The 15,121-nt window shown below is 45.6% G+C and carries 18 protein-coding genes; 14 read left to right on the forward strand and 4 right to left on the reverse strand.

The features are described 5' to 3' along the window. Positions 1-26 precede the first annotated feature (26 nt). Positions 27-497, reverse strand: coding sequence for a TIGR02444 family protein (locus tag AB4263_RS14770; RefSeq protein ID WP_017061113.1), 471 nt, complete (start codon positions 495-497; stop codon positions 27-29). Continuing rightward, positions 494-2,416: an ABC transporter ATP-binding protein gene (locus AB4263_RS14775; protein ID WP_372098431.1), complete on the reverse strand. Its 1,923-nt coding sequence runs from the start codon at positions 2,414-2,416 to the stop codon at positions 494-496. Before AB4263_RS14775 ends, AB4263_RS14770 begins: the two co-directional genes overlap by 4 nt. A gap of 174 nt (positions 2,417-2,590) precedes the next feature. On the opposite strand from AB4263_RS14775, the gene kefG reads away from it, so the two are divergent. The 5 genes from kefG (at position 2,591) to AB4263_RS14800 (ending at position 7,183) form a co-directional block, all read left to right on the forward strand. Beyond that, positions 2,591-3,175, forward strand: coding sequence for a glutathione-regulated potassium-efflux system ancillary protein KefG (gene kefG, locus AB4263_RS14780; RefSeq protein WP_372098432.1), 585 nt, complete (start codon positions 2,591-2,593; stop codon positions 3,173-3,175). Next, positions 3,162-4,958 (forward strand): glutathione-regulated potassium-efflux system protein KefB, encoded by a 1,797-nt coding sequence (kefB, locus tag AB4263_RS14785; RefSeq protein WP_017068828.1) that lies wholly within the window; start codon positions 3,162-3,164, stop codon positions 4,956-4,958. Before kefG ends, kefB begins: the two co-directional genes overlap by 14 nt. A gap of 156 nt (positions 4,959-5,114) precedes the next feature. Then, entirely contained in the window at positions 5,115-5,315 is a 201-nt protein-coding gene (locus tag AB4263_RS14790; RefSeq protein ID WP_029235422.1) for a YheV family putative zinc ribbon protein, read from the forward strand. A 94-nt stretch (positions 5,316-5,409) separates the two neighbouring features. After that, positions 5,410-6,000, forward strand: a complete 591-nt coding sequence (gene slyD, locus AB4263_RS14795; protein WP_017063705.1) for a peptidylprolyl isomerase — start codon at positions 5,410-5,412, stop codon at positions 5,998-6,000. A gap of 217 nt (positions 6,001-6,217) precedes the next feature. Beyond that, on the forward strand, positions 6,218-7,183 hold the full coding sequence (locus AB4263_RS14800) for an isoaspartyl peptidase/L-asparaginase family protein (protein ID WP_372098433.1): 966 nt from the start codon (positions 6,218-6,220) through the stop codon (positions 7,181-7,183). A 180-nt stretch (positions 7,184-7,363) separates the two neighbouring features. Here AB4263_RS14800 and AB4263_RS14805 read toward each other — a convergent pair whose 3' ends face one another. After that, entirely contained in the window at positions 7,364-7,591 is a 228-nt protein-coding gene (locus tag AB4263_RS14805) for a SlyX family protein (RefSeq protein ID WP_009848930.1), read from the reverse strand. 5 nt (positions 7,592-7,596) lie between these two features. After that, positions 7,597-8,574 (reverse strand): WD40 repeat domain-containing protein, encoded by a 978-nt coding sequence (locus AB4263_RS14810; RefSeq protein ID WP_017063707.1) that lies wholly within the window; start codon positions 8,572-8,574, stop codon positions 7,597-7,599. Positions 8,575-8,705: 131 nt separating this feature from the next. Here AB4263_RS14810 and fkpA point away from each other — a divergent pair, with 131 nt between their 5' ends. From fkpA to AB4263_RS14855, 9 genes are all read left to right on the forward strand, one after another. Continuing rightward, a complete protein-coding gene (gene fkpA / locus AB4263_RS14815; RefSeq protein WP_017066211.1) occupies positions 8,706-9,482 on the forward strand; it encodes an FKBP-type peptidyl-prolyl cis-trans isomerase in 777 nt (258 codons plus the stop codon). Between the two features lie 205 nt (positions 9,483-9,687). Next, entirely contained in the window at positions 9,688-10,413 is a 726-nt protein-coding gene (locus AB4263_RS14820; protein ID WP_004729851.1) for a transcriptional regulator, read from the forward strand. Next, positions 10,407-10,796: a sulfurtransferase complex subunit TusD gene (gene tusD / locus AB4263_RS14825; protein WP_017063709.1), complete on the forward strand. Its 390-nt coding sequence runs from the start codon at positions 10,407-10,409 to the stop codon at positions 10,794-10,796. The genes AB4263_RS14820 and tusD overlap by 7 nt, the downstream gene beginning before the upstream one ends. After that, entirely contained in the window at positions 10,793-11,149 is a 357-nt protein-coding gene (gene tusC / locus AB4263_RS14830) for a sulfurtransferase complex subunit TusC (protein WP_102428189.1), read from the forward strand. Before tusD ends, tusC begins: the two co-directional genes overlap by 4 nt. Positions 11,150-11,157: 8 nt before the next feature. After that, positions 11,158-11,433: a sulfurtransferase complex subunit TusB gene (gene tusB / locus AB4263_RS14835; RefSeq protein ID WP_017063711.1), complete on the forward strand. Its 276-nt coding sequence runs from the start codon at positions 11,158-11,160 to the stop codon at positions 11,431-11,433. A 182-nt stretch (positions 11,434-11,615) separates the two neighbouring features. Then, complete coding sequence (rpsL, locus tag AB4263_RS14840) at positions 11,616-11,990, forward strand: 30S ribosomal protein S12 (protein WP_004737194.1); 375 nt, start codon at positions 11,616-11,618, stop codon at positions 11,988-11,990. A 107-nt stretch (positions 11,991-12,097) separates the two neighbouring features. Further along, positions 12,098-12,568 carry a 30S ribosomal protein S7 gene (gene rpsG / locus AB4263_RS14845; RefSeq protein WP_010435163.1) on the forward strand — a complete coding sequence of 157 codons (471 nt, stop codon included), beginning with the start codon at positions 12,098-12,100 and terminating at the stop codon, positions 12,566-12,568. Between the two features lie 166 nt (positions 12,569-12,734). After that, positions 12,735-14,831: an elongation factor G gene (fusA, locus tag AB4263_RS14850; protein WP_065584305.1), complete on the forward strand. Its 2,097-nt coding sequence runs from the start codon at positions 12,735-12,737 to the stop codon at positions 14,829-14,831. Between the two features lie 147 nt (positions 14,832-14,978). Further along, the coding region (locus tag AB4263_RS14855; RefSeq protein ID WP_240798929.1) for a GTP-binding protein at positions 14,979-15,121 on the forward strand (143 nt) is incomplete at its 3' end.

Consider the following 15,121-nt stretch of genomic DNA (forward strand, 5'->3'; position numbering starts at 1 on the left):
ATTGAATAAAAGGGAAAGAGAATGAGCTAGGGCTGTGGTGCTGGTTCAGAAAAAGCGTCGTAGAGGTTTTCAGCCCCTAATAAACGACAGTACTGAAAAGTGAGCGGTGATTGCTGGTTAGCGTACAGCTGTAGGGAGTTTATACAGTCGACCAGATCGGACTGTTGTTGCTTTTCAAGCTGTAACTCAAACTTTAGCGCTTCACGGTATAGAGAGTCGACAACGTGTGCTTTGAGATGTTTACGTAGCTCTCGATAGCTATGAAGCAGGGTTTCAGAGCGGCTCAAGCACTGTTGAACCTTGTGCCACTCCTCTTCAGCAAAAGACAATTGCTGCTCATCAAGCCATTTGAGAAGCAGCAGTAGATTGACGTTGCCGTGGAACTGGTTTTGCAAAGCTAGGCACGCATCCTTTACACCGCGCACACTGTAATACTGAAGGCTAAATTGCCATAGTCGTTCCAGTGTTAGTGATATTGGGGCGTGCTCTGGGCTCATAAGCTATCCATATCCTGTTCCATCTGCTCAAGCTCTTCTTGAGTGGACATCCAATCCATTTCAACTTCTTCTAGCTGTGACTTACTGCTCGCTTGGAGAGCGAGTACTTTATTCAGTTTAGCCTTATTTTCAGCTTCATACAGTGAAGTGTCGGATAATTCTTGTTCGGCTTCTTCAAGAGCCTGCGTTAACTTATCCATCTGCTTTTCAAATTGAGTGAGCTTTTTACGAAGTGGTGCCGTCAGTTTACGGAACTCGGCTTCTTTTCGTTTCTGCTCTTTTTTCGCTGCTGCACTGTTGGCGCCGTCTTTTGCTGGTGCCAATGCTTGTGCTTCTTTGCGCTCAACTTTCTGCTGTTCGGTTAGCCACTTGTAGTAATCGCTTAAGTCACCATCAAACGGTGCTACTTGGCGGTCGTGTACAAGGTATAAATCATCGGTAGTCGCACGCAGTAGGTAACGGTCGTGCGATACGATAACCATTGCGCCTTCAAATGTCTGCAGGGCAAAAGTCAGCGCTTGACGCATGTCGAGATCCAAGTGGTTGGTTGGTTCATCGAGTAGCAACAGGTTTGGTTTTTGCCATACCAGTAGCGCTAATACTAAACGCGCTTTTTCACCACCTGAGAAGGGTGCTACTTTATCAAGTGCTTTTTCACCTTGGAAACCGAAGCTACCTAGGTAATCACGCAATTGTTGCTCGGTGTGTTTAGGGGCAATCTGCATCATGTGCTGCAGCGGTGTTTCTTCTGGGTGCAACGTTTCTAACTGGTGCTGTGCAAAGTAACCAATCTTAACGCCTTGCGAATAACTCAGTTCACCGCCTTGCTGTTTCAGTTCGCCAGAAAGCAGTTTAATCAGTGTTGATTTACCAGCGCCATTTCGGCCAAGCAAGCCAATACGACTGCCCGGTACTAGGTTCAAGCGAATCTTTTCTAGAATCAGATTGTCATCATAGCCCGCTGATACTTCATCCATCATCATGATTGGGTTTGGTAGTGCGTCTGGTTCTCTAAATTCAAAGCTGAATGGGTTATCAAACTGAGCAGGCAGCACTTGTTCCATTTTCTCTAGCGCTTTAATACGGCTTTGCGCTTGGCGAGCCTTTGAAGCTTTGTAACGGAAACGGTCAATGTAGCTCTGCATGTGAGACATCTGTTTCTGCTGCTTTTGGTACATCGCTTGTTGCAGAATCAGTTTTTGCGCTCGTTGGGTTTCGAACGATGAGTAGTTACCCGTGTACTCATTGAGCTGTTGGTTTTCAACGTGCACGATGCGGTTGACGATAGGGTCTAAGAAGTCTCTATCGTGCGAGATAAGCACTAGCGTGCCAGGGTAGCTTTGTAACCAACGCTCGAGCCACATTACTGCGTCTAAATCCAAGTGGTTGGTAGGCTCATCGAGTAGCAGTAGGTCACTGCGACACAGTAGGGCTTGCGCTAGGTTCAAACGCATACGCCAACCACCTGAGAATTGAGTCAGGTTCCATGTCATTTGTTCTTGGCTAAAGCCTAGGCCATCCAGTAACTCGGCAGCACGTGCCTTTATGCTGTAACCACCAATGGTTTCAATCTTGCCGTGGATCTCTGCTACCAATGTGCCATTGTCGGCTTGTTCAGCTTTCTCTAGTTGATCTTCAAGGCCGCGGTATTCACGGTCGCCATCAATCACGTATTCAATTGCTGTTCTTTCTAATGCAGGTGTTTCTTGAGCAACCCAAGCCATTTCCCAATGGGCTGGTTTACTGAATGAACCCGCATCAATAGACAGTTCGTCCTTAATTAAGGCGAATAGCGTAGATTTACCACAGCCGTTTTTACCAACCAAACCGATCTTGTCGCCAGGGTGAAAAGTCGCAGATGCTTGTTCGAGGAGTGGCTTACCGCCGCGTAGCAATTGAATATCAGAGAAAGTAATCATAATTGAAATAGCATAGAAATTAGAGGTGAACAGACGCCTGCATAGTAGGCTGAAACCAGATAAAAGTCGATCACAATGCAATTTGCGTTATGATGCCAATAACATATTAATAACTTTTGCTTAAATTCTTGTGGCCTTGCCACCGTTTAGCCCTTAAAGGAATGTTTCAAAGGAATGAGTATTACTCCCTCGACAGACAAACCCGTGCCAAAGGTATTAGTGATCTATGCGCACCCAGAGCCGCAAACCTCTATTGCTAACCAGATGATGGTTAAGAAGGTAGAGTCGCTCGGTCATGTCAAAGTTCATGATCTCTACGCCATCTACCCTGACTTCTTTATTGATGTGCCTTATGAGCATGAATTGCTCCTTCAGTACGATGTGATCGTGTTTCAGCATCCTCTGTTCATGTATTCCTGTCCTTCATTGTTAAAAGAGTGGTTTGATCGCGTGTTAGGCAAGGGCTTTGCTTTTGGTGAGCAAAGTGCGCTTAAAGGCAAACACTGGCGCAGTGTGATTACTACCGGTGGTAAAGAAGAGGCGTTTGGTGCCGCAGGTTATAATAAATATCCATTACAAGAGATCTTGCAACCATTCGAGCTCACCGCTGCTTTGTGTCAAATGAACTGGATATCCCCTTTGGTTTTACATTGGGCTAGAAATGTCTCGGATATGACGCGTTACCAACACGCTGAAGAATATCGAAATTGGTTGCGAGATCCGCTACAAGATATAGGAGCGAATGATGGCTCTGACTAATGATTTCCTACAAAGTAGCGCTATATTTTTAGCGGCGGCTGTGGTTGCGGTTCCTATCGCGCAGCGAGCAGGCTTAGGTTCAGTATTAGGTTACTTATTAGCGGGTGTCGCTATTGGTCCATGGGGGCTTGGCTTAATCAGTGATGTCGAAGCGATTCTACACTTCTCCGAATTCGGGGTGGTACTGCTGCTCTTCTTGATTGGTCTCGAACTTAATCCGAAAAAACTGTGGCAGATGCGAGCGCCGATTCTAGGACTCGGTGGCGCACAAGTGCTGATCACCACTCTGATTATTACCGCCATCGCCTGTCTATTTGGATTAACCTGGCAAACCAGTCTCGTGATAGGTATGGGTTTGGCGCTGTCTTCGACTGCGATTGCCTTGCGTGTTATTGAAGAGCGAGAGCTCGGCGGCAAAGAAGCCGGGCAGTCGGGCTTTGCAGTACTGCTTTTCCAAGATATCGCTGTTATTCCAATGCTAGCAATGTTGCCTCTACTTGCGGGTAATACCGGCGGTAGCTGGGCTGACATGCTGTGGATGCTGGGTGGCGTGATTGGCCTACTGGTCGGTGGCCACTTCTTATTGAGACCACTTTTCCGATACGTAGTGATGAGTGGTGTGCGTGAGTTATTCACCGTCGCGGCGCTGTTACTTGTGATTGGTATTGCTGTGATCATGCAACGGATTGGCTTGTCGATGGCATTAGGTACCTTCCTAGCGGGCGTACTTCTGGCTGAAAGTGAATATCGACACGAGCTTGAGATCGCGATTGATCCATTCAAAGGTTTACTGCTTGGTCTGTTCTTTATCTCTGTGGGTATGGCGGTAAACCTAGGTCTACTGGCAGAAAGCCCATTCGCAATACTTATTGCAGTGTCGTCGCTAGTCGTATTGAAAGGTTTGGTGCTGTATGCGCTGGCTCGTATCTTCGGCACTCAAGCTAAAGCACGCAGCCGAATGGCGATGATCCTTAGCCAAGGTGGTGAGTTCGCTTTCGTTATTTTTACTGCGGCGAGTGCTCAAGGCATCTTAAGTGGCGAACAAGTGTCGTTCTTACTGGTGGTTGTGAGCCTTTCTATGGTGACCACGCCATTGATGCTTAAACTGCAAGACCGATTCTTTGCACGTCAGCTTAATCAAATCAGTGAAAGTGCGATGTCTTCGGATGTGGTTGATCGCAGCCCTCGAGTGATTATTGCGGGCTTTGGTCGTTTTGGTCAGATCATTGGTCGTCTGATGTATGCCAACAAGATTCGTATCACTGTCCTTGAAAGTGATGCCAGCCAAATACACATCCTTAGAAAGTTCGGCTACAAGGTGTTTTACGGAGACTCGACTCACCTAGAGCTATTACGCGCAGCCGGTGCTGATAAAGCAGAGGCGATTGTGTTGTGTACTGACTCCCCAGATGAAATCATGAAAACCGTCGATTTATGTAAGCAGCACTTCCCACGCTTAAAGATCTTGGCGCGTGCACGAAGCCGTGTTGAAGCGTATCAACTACTTAACCACGGTGTGAGTAACTATTCGCGTGAAACCTTCCTTGGAGCATTGGATTTAGGTCGTCAAACATTGACTGAACTTGGCATGCATCCATATAAAGCGAAGCGAGCAGAAGCACACTTTAGAAAGTTGGATAATGGTATGCTGAAAGAGTTGCTGCCTCAGCATAACGAAGATGCCGAGTTAGCCCAAAGAGCGAAAGAGGCTCGTAAAGAACTTGAAGAGATCTTTGGACACGAGATGGAAAACGATCACCAATCTCGAAACTATTGGCAGTAGCTTGAAGTGATAACTCATGCTTGAGCTTAGAAATAGAGCTTGGGCATAGAAATAACAGACTATAGAACTAACCTAATAATAAACGCGGTCTCTGCTTAACTTATCAATAAAGTGAGTGGGAAGAACCGCGAATCCAGAGCAGTAAAGGATATGAACGTGAAACAGAAAAAACGCTTTATCGCAGGGGCAAGTTGCCCAAGTTGCAACACTCAAGACACACTCCGTTGGTGGATTGAAAATAATATCGAGCTGGTGGAATGTGTCGATTGTGACTTCACAGAACAGCGTAAACCGAAAACTGTAGAGAAATCTGAACACGCGAATCAAGAAATGATCGGTATTTTTAAGCCAGAATGATTGAGTTTCGTTAATTGATCCCCATAATATCCCGGTACAGAATTTTTCCTAAGCTCAACTGTTCGAGCTTAGTCCAAACCTCCTTGGAGCTCTCATGAAAATTGAAAAGAACGTAGTAGTTAGTGTTGCATATCAAGTGAAACTTGAAGATGGCGTAGTAGTTGACCAATCAACTGCAGAAGCTCCACTAGATTACCTTCACGGTCACAACAACCTAATTACAGGTCTTGAAAAAGAGCTTGAAGGCAAAGTAGCTGGCGACAAGTTCTCAGCAACGGTTACTCCAGAAGACGCTTACGGCGAGCACAACGATGACTTAGTTCAACGTGTTCCTGCTGACGTATTCCAAGGTGTTGAGCAAATCGAAGTTGGCATGCGTTTCCTAGCGGATACTGACCAAGGTCCAATCCCAGTTGAAGTTACTGAAGTAGATGGCGACGAAGTTGTTGTTGATGGTAACCACATGCTAGCTGGCCAAACTCTAACGTTTGACGTTGAAGTTGTAGCGGTTCGTGAAGCGACTGAAGAAGAAGTTCAACACGGTCACGTACACCAAGAAGGCGGCTGTGGCGGTCACGACCACGATCATGACCACGAAGGCGGTTGCTGTGGTGGCGAAGGCCATGACCACGGTGAAGAGAAAAAAGACGGCTGCTGCGGCGGCGGTAGCTGTGGTTCTCACTAATACCGAATTAACGGTTTAGTTTAAGAATCTTGAAAGCCTCCCTTGTGGAGGCTTTTTGCGTTTAGGAGTCTCGCTTTTTGACCTCGCTTTTCTCTACCAAACTAAGTGTCCGCAAATCTAAGCATTCGTAAAAGTTTGGTTTTCGTTATCAGACATCGAACCATGGATGTGGTATTGATAGCACAACATTATAAGACGACGTCAGTGGAGAGTTTGTATGTCACAGCCTTTTTCAATTGCCATTCATGGTGGTGCAGGAACCATCTTGCGCGAGCAAATGAGCTATGAATTAAAAGCGGGTATTACCGAGGCTTTGGAAAAATCGGTTTTGGCTGGTTATCAAATATTGCAATCGGGTGGTGATGCTCTGGATGCGGTAGTGGCATCGGTTAAGGTGATGGAAGACAGCCCGCACTTTAATGCCGGTAGGGGCTCTGTTTTAACGCATGATGAATTTGTTGAGATGGACGCTTCTGTGATGCACGGCCGCGAAATGGATGCGGGTGCTATTGCAGGCGTTCGCCATATCAAAAATCCAATTGAACTTGCGCGTGATGTGATGCTGAAAAGCGACCATGTGTTGCTGATTGGTGAAGGTGCCGAGAAGTTTGCGTTTGAGCATGACTACACCTTTACCGAGCAAGACTACTTCTTTACTGAGCGCCGCTATGACCAACTTCAGTCGATGAAAGAGAAAGGCATCTTTGCTCTGTCTGAAGCGAAATATGATCAGCAGCAAGCTGAGAAATACCCTGACGATAAAAAGTACGGCACGGTTGGTGCGGTCGCATTAGACCAAGCGGGTAACTTAGCGGCAGCAACCAGTACCGGTGGCGTGACCAATAAGAAATACGGTCGTGTGGGTGACTCTCCGATCATTGGTGCAGGAACCATCGCTGAAAATGGCAATGTTGCCGTCTCAACAACCGGGATGGGTGAGTTCTTCCTACGTAAAATGGTCGCCAGTGATGTCGCAGCACGAATGCGTTATCTGAAAGAAGATGTGCACACCGCTTGCGAAACGATCATTCAAGGTGAATTGAAAACCATGGGTGGAGAAGGTGGCTTGATCGCTATCGATGGCCAAGGCGATATACATTTTGGTATGAACAGCTCAGGAATGTATCGTGCAAGCGTTGATACTCAAGGTCGTGTTGAAGTGAAGATTTATGCCGACGACTAAGTTGGTATCGGCTTAATTGGCTTTAGCTTATTCACTGAGATGAAATAAACAAAAGGGCGACAGATAAGTATCTGTCGCCCTCTTAGTTTTCTATGTCCCGTCCTGAAATGTGTTTACACATTGAGGACGAGAAACTAACGATATGCGTCGTTAGATTTAATTGGTTATTTTGAACCGCACTTAATAGTGTGGAGGTGGCGTCTCTTCTGATGCGTCGGCTAGATTAGAGCCATCCATATTTTTTACTTTGCCAACCACGAACTTCATCTGATCTTGCATTCTCGTGATTAACATTTGTTGTTGGCTAAGCGCTTCATTGAGTTCTTCAATGGTCTGTTCTTGGAAAGCTAGCTGACACTCTAGGTCATTTACGCGGCTTTCTAGTTGTTCAACTCGCTTTTCTGTCATCGTTCTTAATCCACATTCCAAGCTTGGGCAATGCCCGCAGAGGTGCCCGATATCACACGGTTCTTATCATCAAAGGCTGCATCATACACTACCGCACGAGGAGGGCGAGCATCTTTTAATGGCTCAGCATCGTGGCGAGAAATTCGCTTGCCATCCTGAGTATTCCACACACTCACTTGGCTGGATGGTGTGCCCGTCACCAACATACTGCCGTCATCAGAAAAACGCGCACTCGAGAAAATCAACTGTCGAGACCAGCTTTGCAATTGCGCTTGAGGTTCGCCCGTTTCAAGATCCCAAATCATCGCTTGATTGCCGCCATCAGAGGTAAAAGCCAGTTCACCATCGCGTTGTAGCGCGACTCGTACTACTCTTTGTTCATGCTCAAAGGTGCGTAATACCAAGCCTGACTCGGTATCCCACAGGTAGGCTTTATAGTCGTTGCCACCTGATAATGCGTAGCGACCATTGGAAGAAAGGGAAACAGAATTAACTTTTTCTCGGTGAGCAAGGAACTCAAGACGGCGTCCGGTGACTAAGTCCACATAGATCGCTTTGCCATTAGACAGGCCAAGCAATACTTTTTCACCATTGCTAGAGATATCGACATCGCGAATCAAGCCATCGGAGATAGACCAAAGCCCTTGTGCTTGAGTCCAAGATAAGTCCCAAACGGCGAAGTTCATCTGGCTAGCGGTAATGGCAAAACGGCCATTGTCCGAGATACGGATACGCGATACTTGGTTTTCTAACTGGTCTTGTGGACCAAGCTGAGCCAACTCTTGGTCTTCGGCGAGGTCCCAAAGGAGCAGTTGCTTTTGCTGAGAGTAGAGCAGGGCGAAGCGTCCATCTCTGCTGAGTGCAAAGCTGGTGGCACCATTGGGCTCAATTTCCCAACGCTGCTCATCATCTTGGAAGAAAAAGCAACCATTTAACAAGGTGATGACAATTGTACATAGCAATGAGTGGAAAAATATTCGCATCACATCTAATAATCCGGTTTGTGTCGAAAGACATATGACTAGTATATTGTTATAACTAACGTATTCACACCAATCTAATCATTAGATTTGTGCACAATAACCAATGGCTTGGCCATTAATTGGAGAATTCAATGAAATCAGTTTTAAAAGTATCACTGCTTGCCGCAACGGTTATGCTAGCAGTTGGTTGTCAGAAAGAAGAACCAAAGGCAGAAGCTCCACAGGTAGAAGAAGTTAAAGTTGAAGCAGTAAACTTTAAAACAGAAGATGACAAAGCGGCTTACGCAATCGGTGTATCTTTCGCTAACTACCTAAGCACAAGCATTGATAAGCCAAGCGAGCTAGGTATCAACCTAGACAAAGATATGGTTCTTCAAGGTATCGAAGACGTATTCGCAGAGAAAACAGCACTTAACGAAGAAGAAACTCGCGCAGCTCTTGAAGCTCTAGACAAGCGTGTTGCTGAAACGATGCAAGCACAAGCGGCAGAAAAATCTGCAGAAGTGAAGAAAGCCGGTGATGACTTCCGCGCTGAGTTCGCTAAAACTGAAGGCGTTAAGCAAACTGAATCTGGTCTACTTTACCAAGTAATGACTCCTGGTGAAGGCGCTTCTCCAAAAGACACTGATACCGTTCAAGTACACTACAAAGGTACGCTAACAGACGGTACTCAGTTCGACAGCTCTTACGATCGTGGCGAACCAGCAACATTCCCACTAAACCGCGTAATCCCAGGCTGGACTGAAGGCGTACAACTGATGCAAGTTGGTTCTAAGTACAAGTTCGTTATCCCGCCAGAGCTAGCATACGGTGAGCAAGACACACCGACTATCCCAGCTAACTCAACGCTAGTATTCGAAGTAGAACTACTAAACATCGATAACGCTGAAGCAGCTCCTGCACAGTAATATCGGTTAAAAGCCTCGTACTAAAATACGTTGATTGAATAAAAAGCCTAACTTTGAGTTAGGCTTTTTTTATGATTTGAAGATGAGTATTTGATTTTTAAACTTGTTCTAAATCACTAGTTGCAATGTTAGCTAGGTGTGCAATTAAAATTTTCTGATAAACTTACATAAATTTGTTGATTTTTCACACGAAGGTAAGGAATAAGTGACTACTACAGAAACAGTCAATGCAGATGTGTTACTTGAAATGGAATCAGTCCACGTTATGCCATTCAGTGAACACGATAAAATCATTCTAAGATCTTATGAGGCCGTTGTTGACGGTATTGCGAGCCTTATTGGTCCGTTTTGTGAAATCGTTTTGCACTCTTTAGAAGACCTCAATACTTCTGCGATTAAAATTGCCAACGGCGAAAATACAGGTCGTCAGGTTGGCTCGCCGATCACCGATCTTGCATTGAAGATGCTAAAAGATATTGAAGGTTCTAAGCGTAACTTCTCACGTTCATACTTCACTCGCGCTAAAGGCGGAGTGTTGATGAAGTCGATCACGGTTGCTATCCGCAACGGTGAAGACCGAGTGATTGGCCTACTGTGTATTAACGTGAATCTAGACGCGCCATTCTCACAAGTGCTGCAATCGTTCATGCCTACACAAGACGCAGACGAAGCCGCATCATCGGTTAACTTCGCTAGTGACGTTGAAGAACTTGTCGACCAAACGGTTGAACGCACCATTGAAGAAATTAACGCTGACAAATCGGTATCGAACAATACTAAGAACCGTCAGATCGTGATGGAGCTGTACGACAAAGGTATTTTCGATATTAAAGACGCGATCAACCGCGTTGCTGAGCGACTGAACATCTCTAAGCACACCGTGTACCTATACATCCGCCAACGTAAAACAGAGGATGAAGAGGGTTGCTAAGCTATACACTCCTAGTGAATGGGCCAGTCTATGGCTCACAGTCAGCAAGAAGTGCCTACCAGTTTGCCGTGGCTCTGATTAAACAGGGCCACAAACTTCACAGTGTGTTCTTCTATCAAGATGGCGTCAGTAACGGCTCAGACCTTACCGTACCGGCTAACGATGAATTTGATTTAGCTTCTGCTTGGCAAAAGCTGGCTGATGAACACGATGTTAGCCTTGAAACCTGTGTGGCAGCTGCGCTAAGACGCGGAGTGATTAGCTCTGAAGAAGCAGAGCAACATCAACTAAGTGCCTCTAACCTAGCCACTGGATTTACTCAAGCCGGATTAGGGAGCTTATCGGAAGCGCTACTAACGCAAGATAGGGTTGTGCAGTTTTGAGAAAGTTAGCCTTTATATTTAACAGTTTCCCTCATACGACCGCTGCGGGTAGAGAAGGGTTAGACGCATTACTTGCTGCATCTGCTTACAGTGAAAATATCGCCGTGTTCTTTGTTGGCGATGGCGTGACACAGCTTCTCAAGGCGCAGCAGCCCGACGAAACACTATCGCGTGACTACATCTCTGCATTCAAACTTATGGACCTGTACGACATCGAACAGGTGTATGTGTGTCAGCGTAGTCTGAGTCAGTTTGGTCTTTCAGCAGACAACCTGCTGATCGATGTGACCACCGTTGAAGCCGACGAGTTAACGCAGAAGTTAGCTCAGTGCCAACAGATACTGACTTTCTAGGGGACGCTATGCTTCATATTGTAAAATCAGTCGACAAACTTAAACTCGCATTGACCTATTCTCAGCCACAAGATCAGTATCTTTTGGTGGAAGATGCGGTGTATGTTTGCCTTCCCAATCATGAGTTATTCACTCAAATCTGCGCAGTAGAGCAGGTGTCGGTGTTAAAACCAGATCTCGATAGCCGAGGTTTACAACTACTTGTCTCAAGTACCATTGATCAAGTTGACTTCGATGGCTTCGTTAAACTGACGGTTTTGAACGACAAATCAGTCACTTGGTAGCTGTGTTTTATCAGTTTGGTTAAAAGTAGACCATCCTGAGCTCTAGACGGCTAAAAAAGATCTGTATATTTCTTGACACACCTCCCACTGCTGAATAGAATTTTGCGTCCCTAATTACGACTTGTGATTAGGGATAGATTTTTCACAAAGCTTACTTTCAAGTAAATTTCAGGAGCTAGTTAATGGCAACTATTAACCAGTTGGTTCGCAAACCTCGTGTAAAGCAAGTTGTTAAAAGCAACGTGCCTGCACTAGAAGCGTGCCCACAAAAACGTGGTGTATGTACTCGTGTTTACACTACTACACCTAAAAAACCTAACTCGGCACTACGTAAAGTATGTCGTGTACGTCTAACTAACGGTTTCGAAGTAACTTCGTACATCGGCGGTGAAGGCCACAACCTACAAGAGCACAGTGTTGTACTAATCCGTGGCGGTCGTGTAAAAGACCTTCCGGGTGTTCGTTACCACACTGTTCGCGGCGCACTTGACTGTGCTGGCGTTAACGACCGTAAACAAGGTCGTTCTAAGTACGGTGTGAAACGTCCTAAGTCTTAATTGATTCTCTTTTTTAAAAAGAAATCGTTAAGTAAGGCCAAACACTATTTTATTTATTATTCTGAAAAGTTTTGGAAAAAACCTGAAGAAGACAACGGAGAATATCCATGCCACGTCGTCGCGTAATAGGTCAGCGTAAGATCCTTCCAGATCCTAAGTTCAAATCTGAATTGCTGGCAAAATTCGTTAACATCCTTATGGTTGACGGAAAGAAATCTACTGCAGAAAAAATCGTTTACACTGCACTAGATTCAATGGCTGAGAAGTCTGGTAAAGACCACTTAGCTGTATTTGAAGAAGCTCTTGAAAATGTTCGCCCAGCGGTAGAAGTTAAATCTCGCCGTGTAGGTGGTTCAACTTACCAAGTACCTGTAGAAGTTCGTCCGGTTCGCCGTAACGCTCTTGCTATGCGTTGGGTAGTTGAAGCTGCGCGTAAGCGTGGTGAAAAATCTATGGCTCAACGCCTAGCTGCTGAAATGCTAGACGCGTCTGAGAACAAAGGTACTGCGGTTAAGAAACGTGAAGACGTTCACCGCATGGCTGACGCAAACAAAGCGTTCGCACATTACCGTTGGTAATACCTTTTTAGTGCTGCAAGGTTCCTTGCAGCACTTCTTTAGTTCCTATGCTTATGCTAGGAACTATTGCTATTTCTAGGGCAAGCAATTTTTAGCGAAGCATCGCTTTTAACGCCTAATCTAGACATAGCAATAGTCCCTAAGTCTCTAATAAGAGGATTCAACCGTGGCTCGTAAAACTCCTATAGAGCAATACCGTAATATCGGTATCGTTGCTCACGTAGATGCAGGTAAAACAACCACAAGTGAACGTATTCTGTTCTATACCGGTCTTTCTCACAAAATCGGCGAAGTTCACGATGGTGCAGCAACCATGGACTGGATGGAGCAAGAGCAAGAGCGCGGTATTACGATCACTTCAGCAGCAACCACTACGTTTTGGCGTGGTATGGAAGCTCAGTTCTCGGACCACCGTATTAACATCATCGACACTCCTGGACACGTTGACTTCACAATCGAAGTAGAACGTTCTCTGCGTGTGCTTGATGGTGCAGTTGTTGTGTTCTGTGGCTCATCTGGTGTTGAACCTCAGTCAGAGACAGTATGGCGTCAAGCTGATAAGTACCAAGTTCCACGTATGGTTTTCGTTAATAAAATGGACCGTACCGGCGCTGACTTCTTGCGCGTAGTTGAACAGATCAAGGACCGCTTAGGCGCAACTCCTGTTCCAATTCAACTGAACATTGGTGCTGAAGAAAACTTCCAAGGCGTTGTCGATCTTATCAAGATGAAGGCAATTAACTGGAACGAAGCTGACCAAGGCATGACTTTCACATACGAAGATATTCCTGCAGACATGCAAGAAATGGCTGAAGAATATCGTACAGAACTTGTTGAAGCTGCTGCAGAAGCAAATGAAGAGCTGATGGATAAGTACCTTGAAGAAGGTGAACTAACAGAAGCTGAAATCAAACAAGGTCTTCGTACTCGTACCCTTAATAATGAAATTGTACTTGCTACTTGTGGTAGTGCATTCAAAAACAAAGGTGTACAAGCTGTTCTAGATGCAGTTGTTGATTTCCTTCCTTCTCCAGTCGATGTGCCTGCAATTAAAGGTATCGATGAAGACGAGAATGAAGCAGAGCGTCACGCGGACGACAAAGAACCGTTCTCAGCGCTAGCATTTAAGATCGCAACAGACCCATTTGTTGGTACTCTTACCTTCATCCGTGTTTACTCTGGTGTTGTAGAAAGCGGTAAAACTGCTTACAACTCTGTGAAGAAACAACGTGAACGCTTAGGTCGCATTGTTCAAATGCACTCAAACAAGCGTGAAGAAGTAAAAGAAGTACGAGCAGGTGACATCGCAGCCATCATTGGTCTGAAAGATGTAACTACTGGTGAAACCCTTTGTGACCAGAACCATAAGATTGTTCTTGAGCGCATGGAGTTCCCAGACCCAGTTATTCAGATCGTTGTAGAGCCAAGCTCTCAAGCTGATCAAGATAAAATGACTATCGCTCTAGGTAAACTAGCAGCGGAAGACCCATCGTTCCGCGTTGATATGGATGCGGAAACTGGCCAGACTCTGATTTCTGGTATGGGTGAACTACACTTAGATATCATCGTTGACCGTATGAAGCGCGAATTTAGCGTGAACTGCAACGTTGGTAACCCGCAAGTGGCTTACCGTGAGACTATTCGTGGTACAGCGAAAGCGGAAGGTAAATTTATCCGTGAACATGGTGGTAAAGGTCAGTACGGTCACGTATGGCTGAAACTGGAACCATCAGAAGCTGGCGAAGGCTTTGTCTTTGTGGATGAAATTGCCAATGGTATCGTACCGAAAGAGTTTATCGCTTCAGTTGCTAAAGGCGTTGAAGAGCAGATGAACAATGGTGTGCTTGCTGGCTATCCAGTTTTGGATATCAAAGCTACACTATATGATGGTTCTTACCATGAAACAGATTCAAGTGAGATGGCGTTTACAATCGCTGCCTCTATGGCTTTCAGAGCGGGTGCACTTGAAGCGCAACCGGTTCTGCTTGAGCCTATGATGAAAGTTGAAGTAACTACTCCAGAAGACTGGATGGGTGACGTTGTTGGCGATATTAACCGTCGTCGCGGCATCATCGAAGGTATGGACGAGGGGACAGCTGGCCTGAAGATAATTCGTGCACAAGTTCCGTTGTCTGTCATGTTCGGTTACGCAACTGATTTACGTTCTGCGACACAAGGTCGTGCTTCTTACTCTATGGAGTTTAGTGAGTACGCTGAAGTGCCTAACAATGTTGCAAAAGCAATCATTGCAGAGCGTGGTTAAACAAAAGGAAGGCATTTTTTTTCATTTTTTGAAAGAACAATGCGTCCAAATATTGCGCTAACGAGAGTTGGCGCATAAAATAGCAATTTCTGGCGCGTCTCGCTCAATAATGAACGTGGCGAATCATAACTAGGAAGGAACACGATTGTGTCTAAAGAAAAATTTGAACGTACGAAACCGCACGTAAACGTTGGTACTATCGGCCACGTTGACCACGGTAAAACAACTCTAACTGCTGCTATCTGTACTACTCTTGCAAAAGTATACGGCGGTGTTGCTAAAGATTTCGC

This window comes from Vibrio sp. 10N.261.55.C5 (assembly GCF_041470505.1).
Taxonomy (GTDB): domain Bacteria; phylum Pseudomonadota; class Gammaproteobacteria; order Enterobacterales; family Vibrionaceae; genus Vibrio; species Vibrio crassostreae_C.

Excerpts from the sequence above, each read along its gene's own strand:
- fkpA (WP_017066211.1), top strand. The coding sequence starts at position 8,706 with ATGAAATCAGTTTTAAAAGTATCACTGCTTGCCGCAACGGTTATGCTA.
- kefG (WP_372098432.1), top strand. The coding sequence starts at position 2,591 with ATGAGTATTACTCCCTCGACAGACAAACCCGTGCCAAAGGTATTAGTG.
- rpsG (WP_010435163.1), top strand. The coding sequence starts at position 12,098 with ATGCCACGTCGTCGCGTAATAGGTCAGCGTAAGATCCTTCCAGATCCT.
- slyD (WP_017063705.1), top strand. The coding sequence starts at position 5,410 with ATGAAAATTGAAAAGAACGTAGTAGTTAGTGTTGCATATCAAGTGAAA.
- rpsL (WP_004737194.1), top strand. The coding sequence starts at position 11,616 with ATGGCAACTATTAACCAGTTGGTTCGCAAACCTCGTGTAAAGCAAGTT.
- AB4263_RS14775 (WP_372098431.1), bottom strand. The coding sequence starts at position 2,416 with ATGATTACTTTCTCTGATATTCAATTGCTACGCGGCGGTAAGCCACTC.
- tusB (WP_017063711.1), top strand. The coding sequence starts at position 11,158 with ATGCTTCATATTGTAAAATCAGTCGACAAACTTAAACTCGCATTGACC.
- AB4263_RS14810 (WP_017063707.1), bottom strand. The coding sequence starts at position 8,574 with ATGCGAATATTTTTCCACTCATTGCTATGTACAATTGTCATCACCTTG.
- AB4263_RS14800 (WP_372098433.1), top strand. The coding sequence starts at position 6,218 with ATGTCACAGCCTTTTTCAATTGCCATTCATGGTGGTGCAGGAACCATC.
- AB4263_RS14770 (WP_017061113.1), bottom strand. The coding sequence starts at position 497 with ATGAGCCCAGAGCACGCCCCAATATCACTAACACTGGAACGACTATGG.
- AB4263_RS14805 (WP_009848930.1), bottom strand. The coding sequence starts at position 7,591 with ATGACAGAAAAGCGAGTTGAACAACTAGAAAGCCGCGTAAATGACCTA.
- kefB (WP_017068828.1), top strand. The coding sequence starts at position 3,162 with ATGGCTCTGACTAATGATTTCCTACAAAGTAGCGCTATATTTTTAGCG.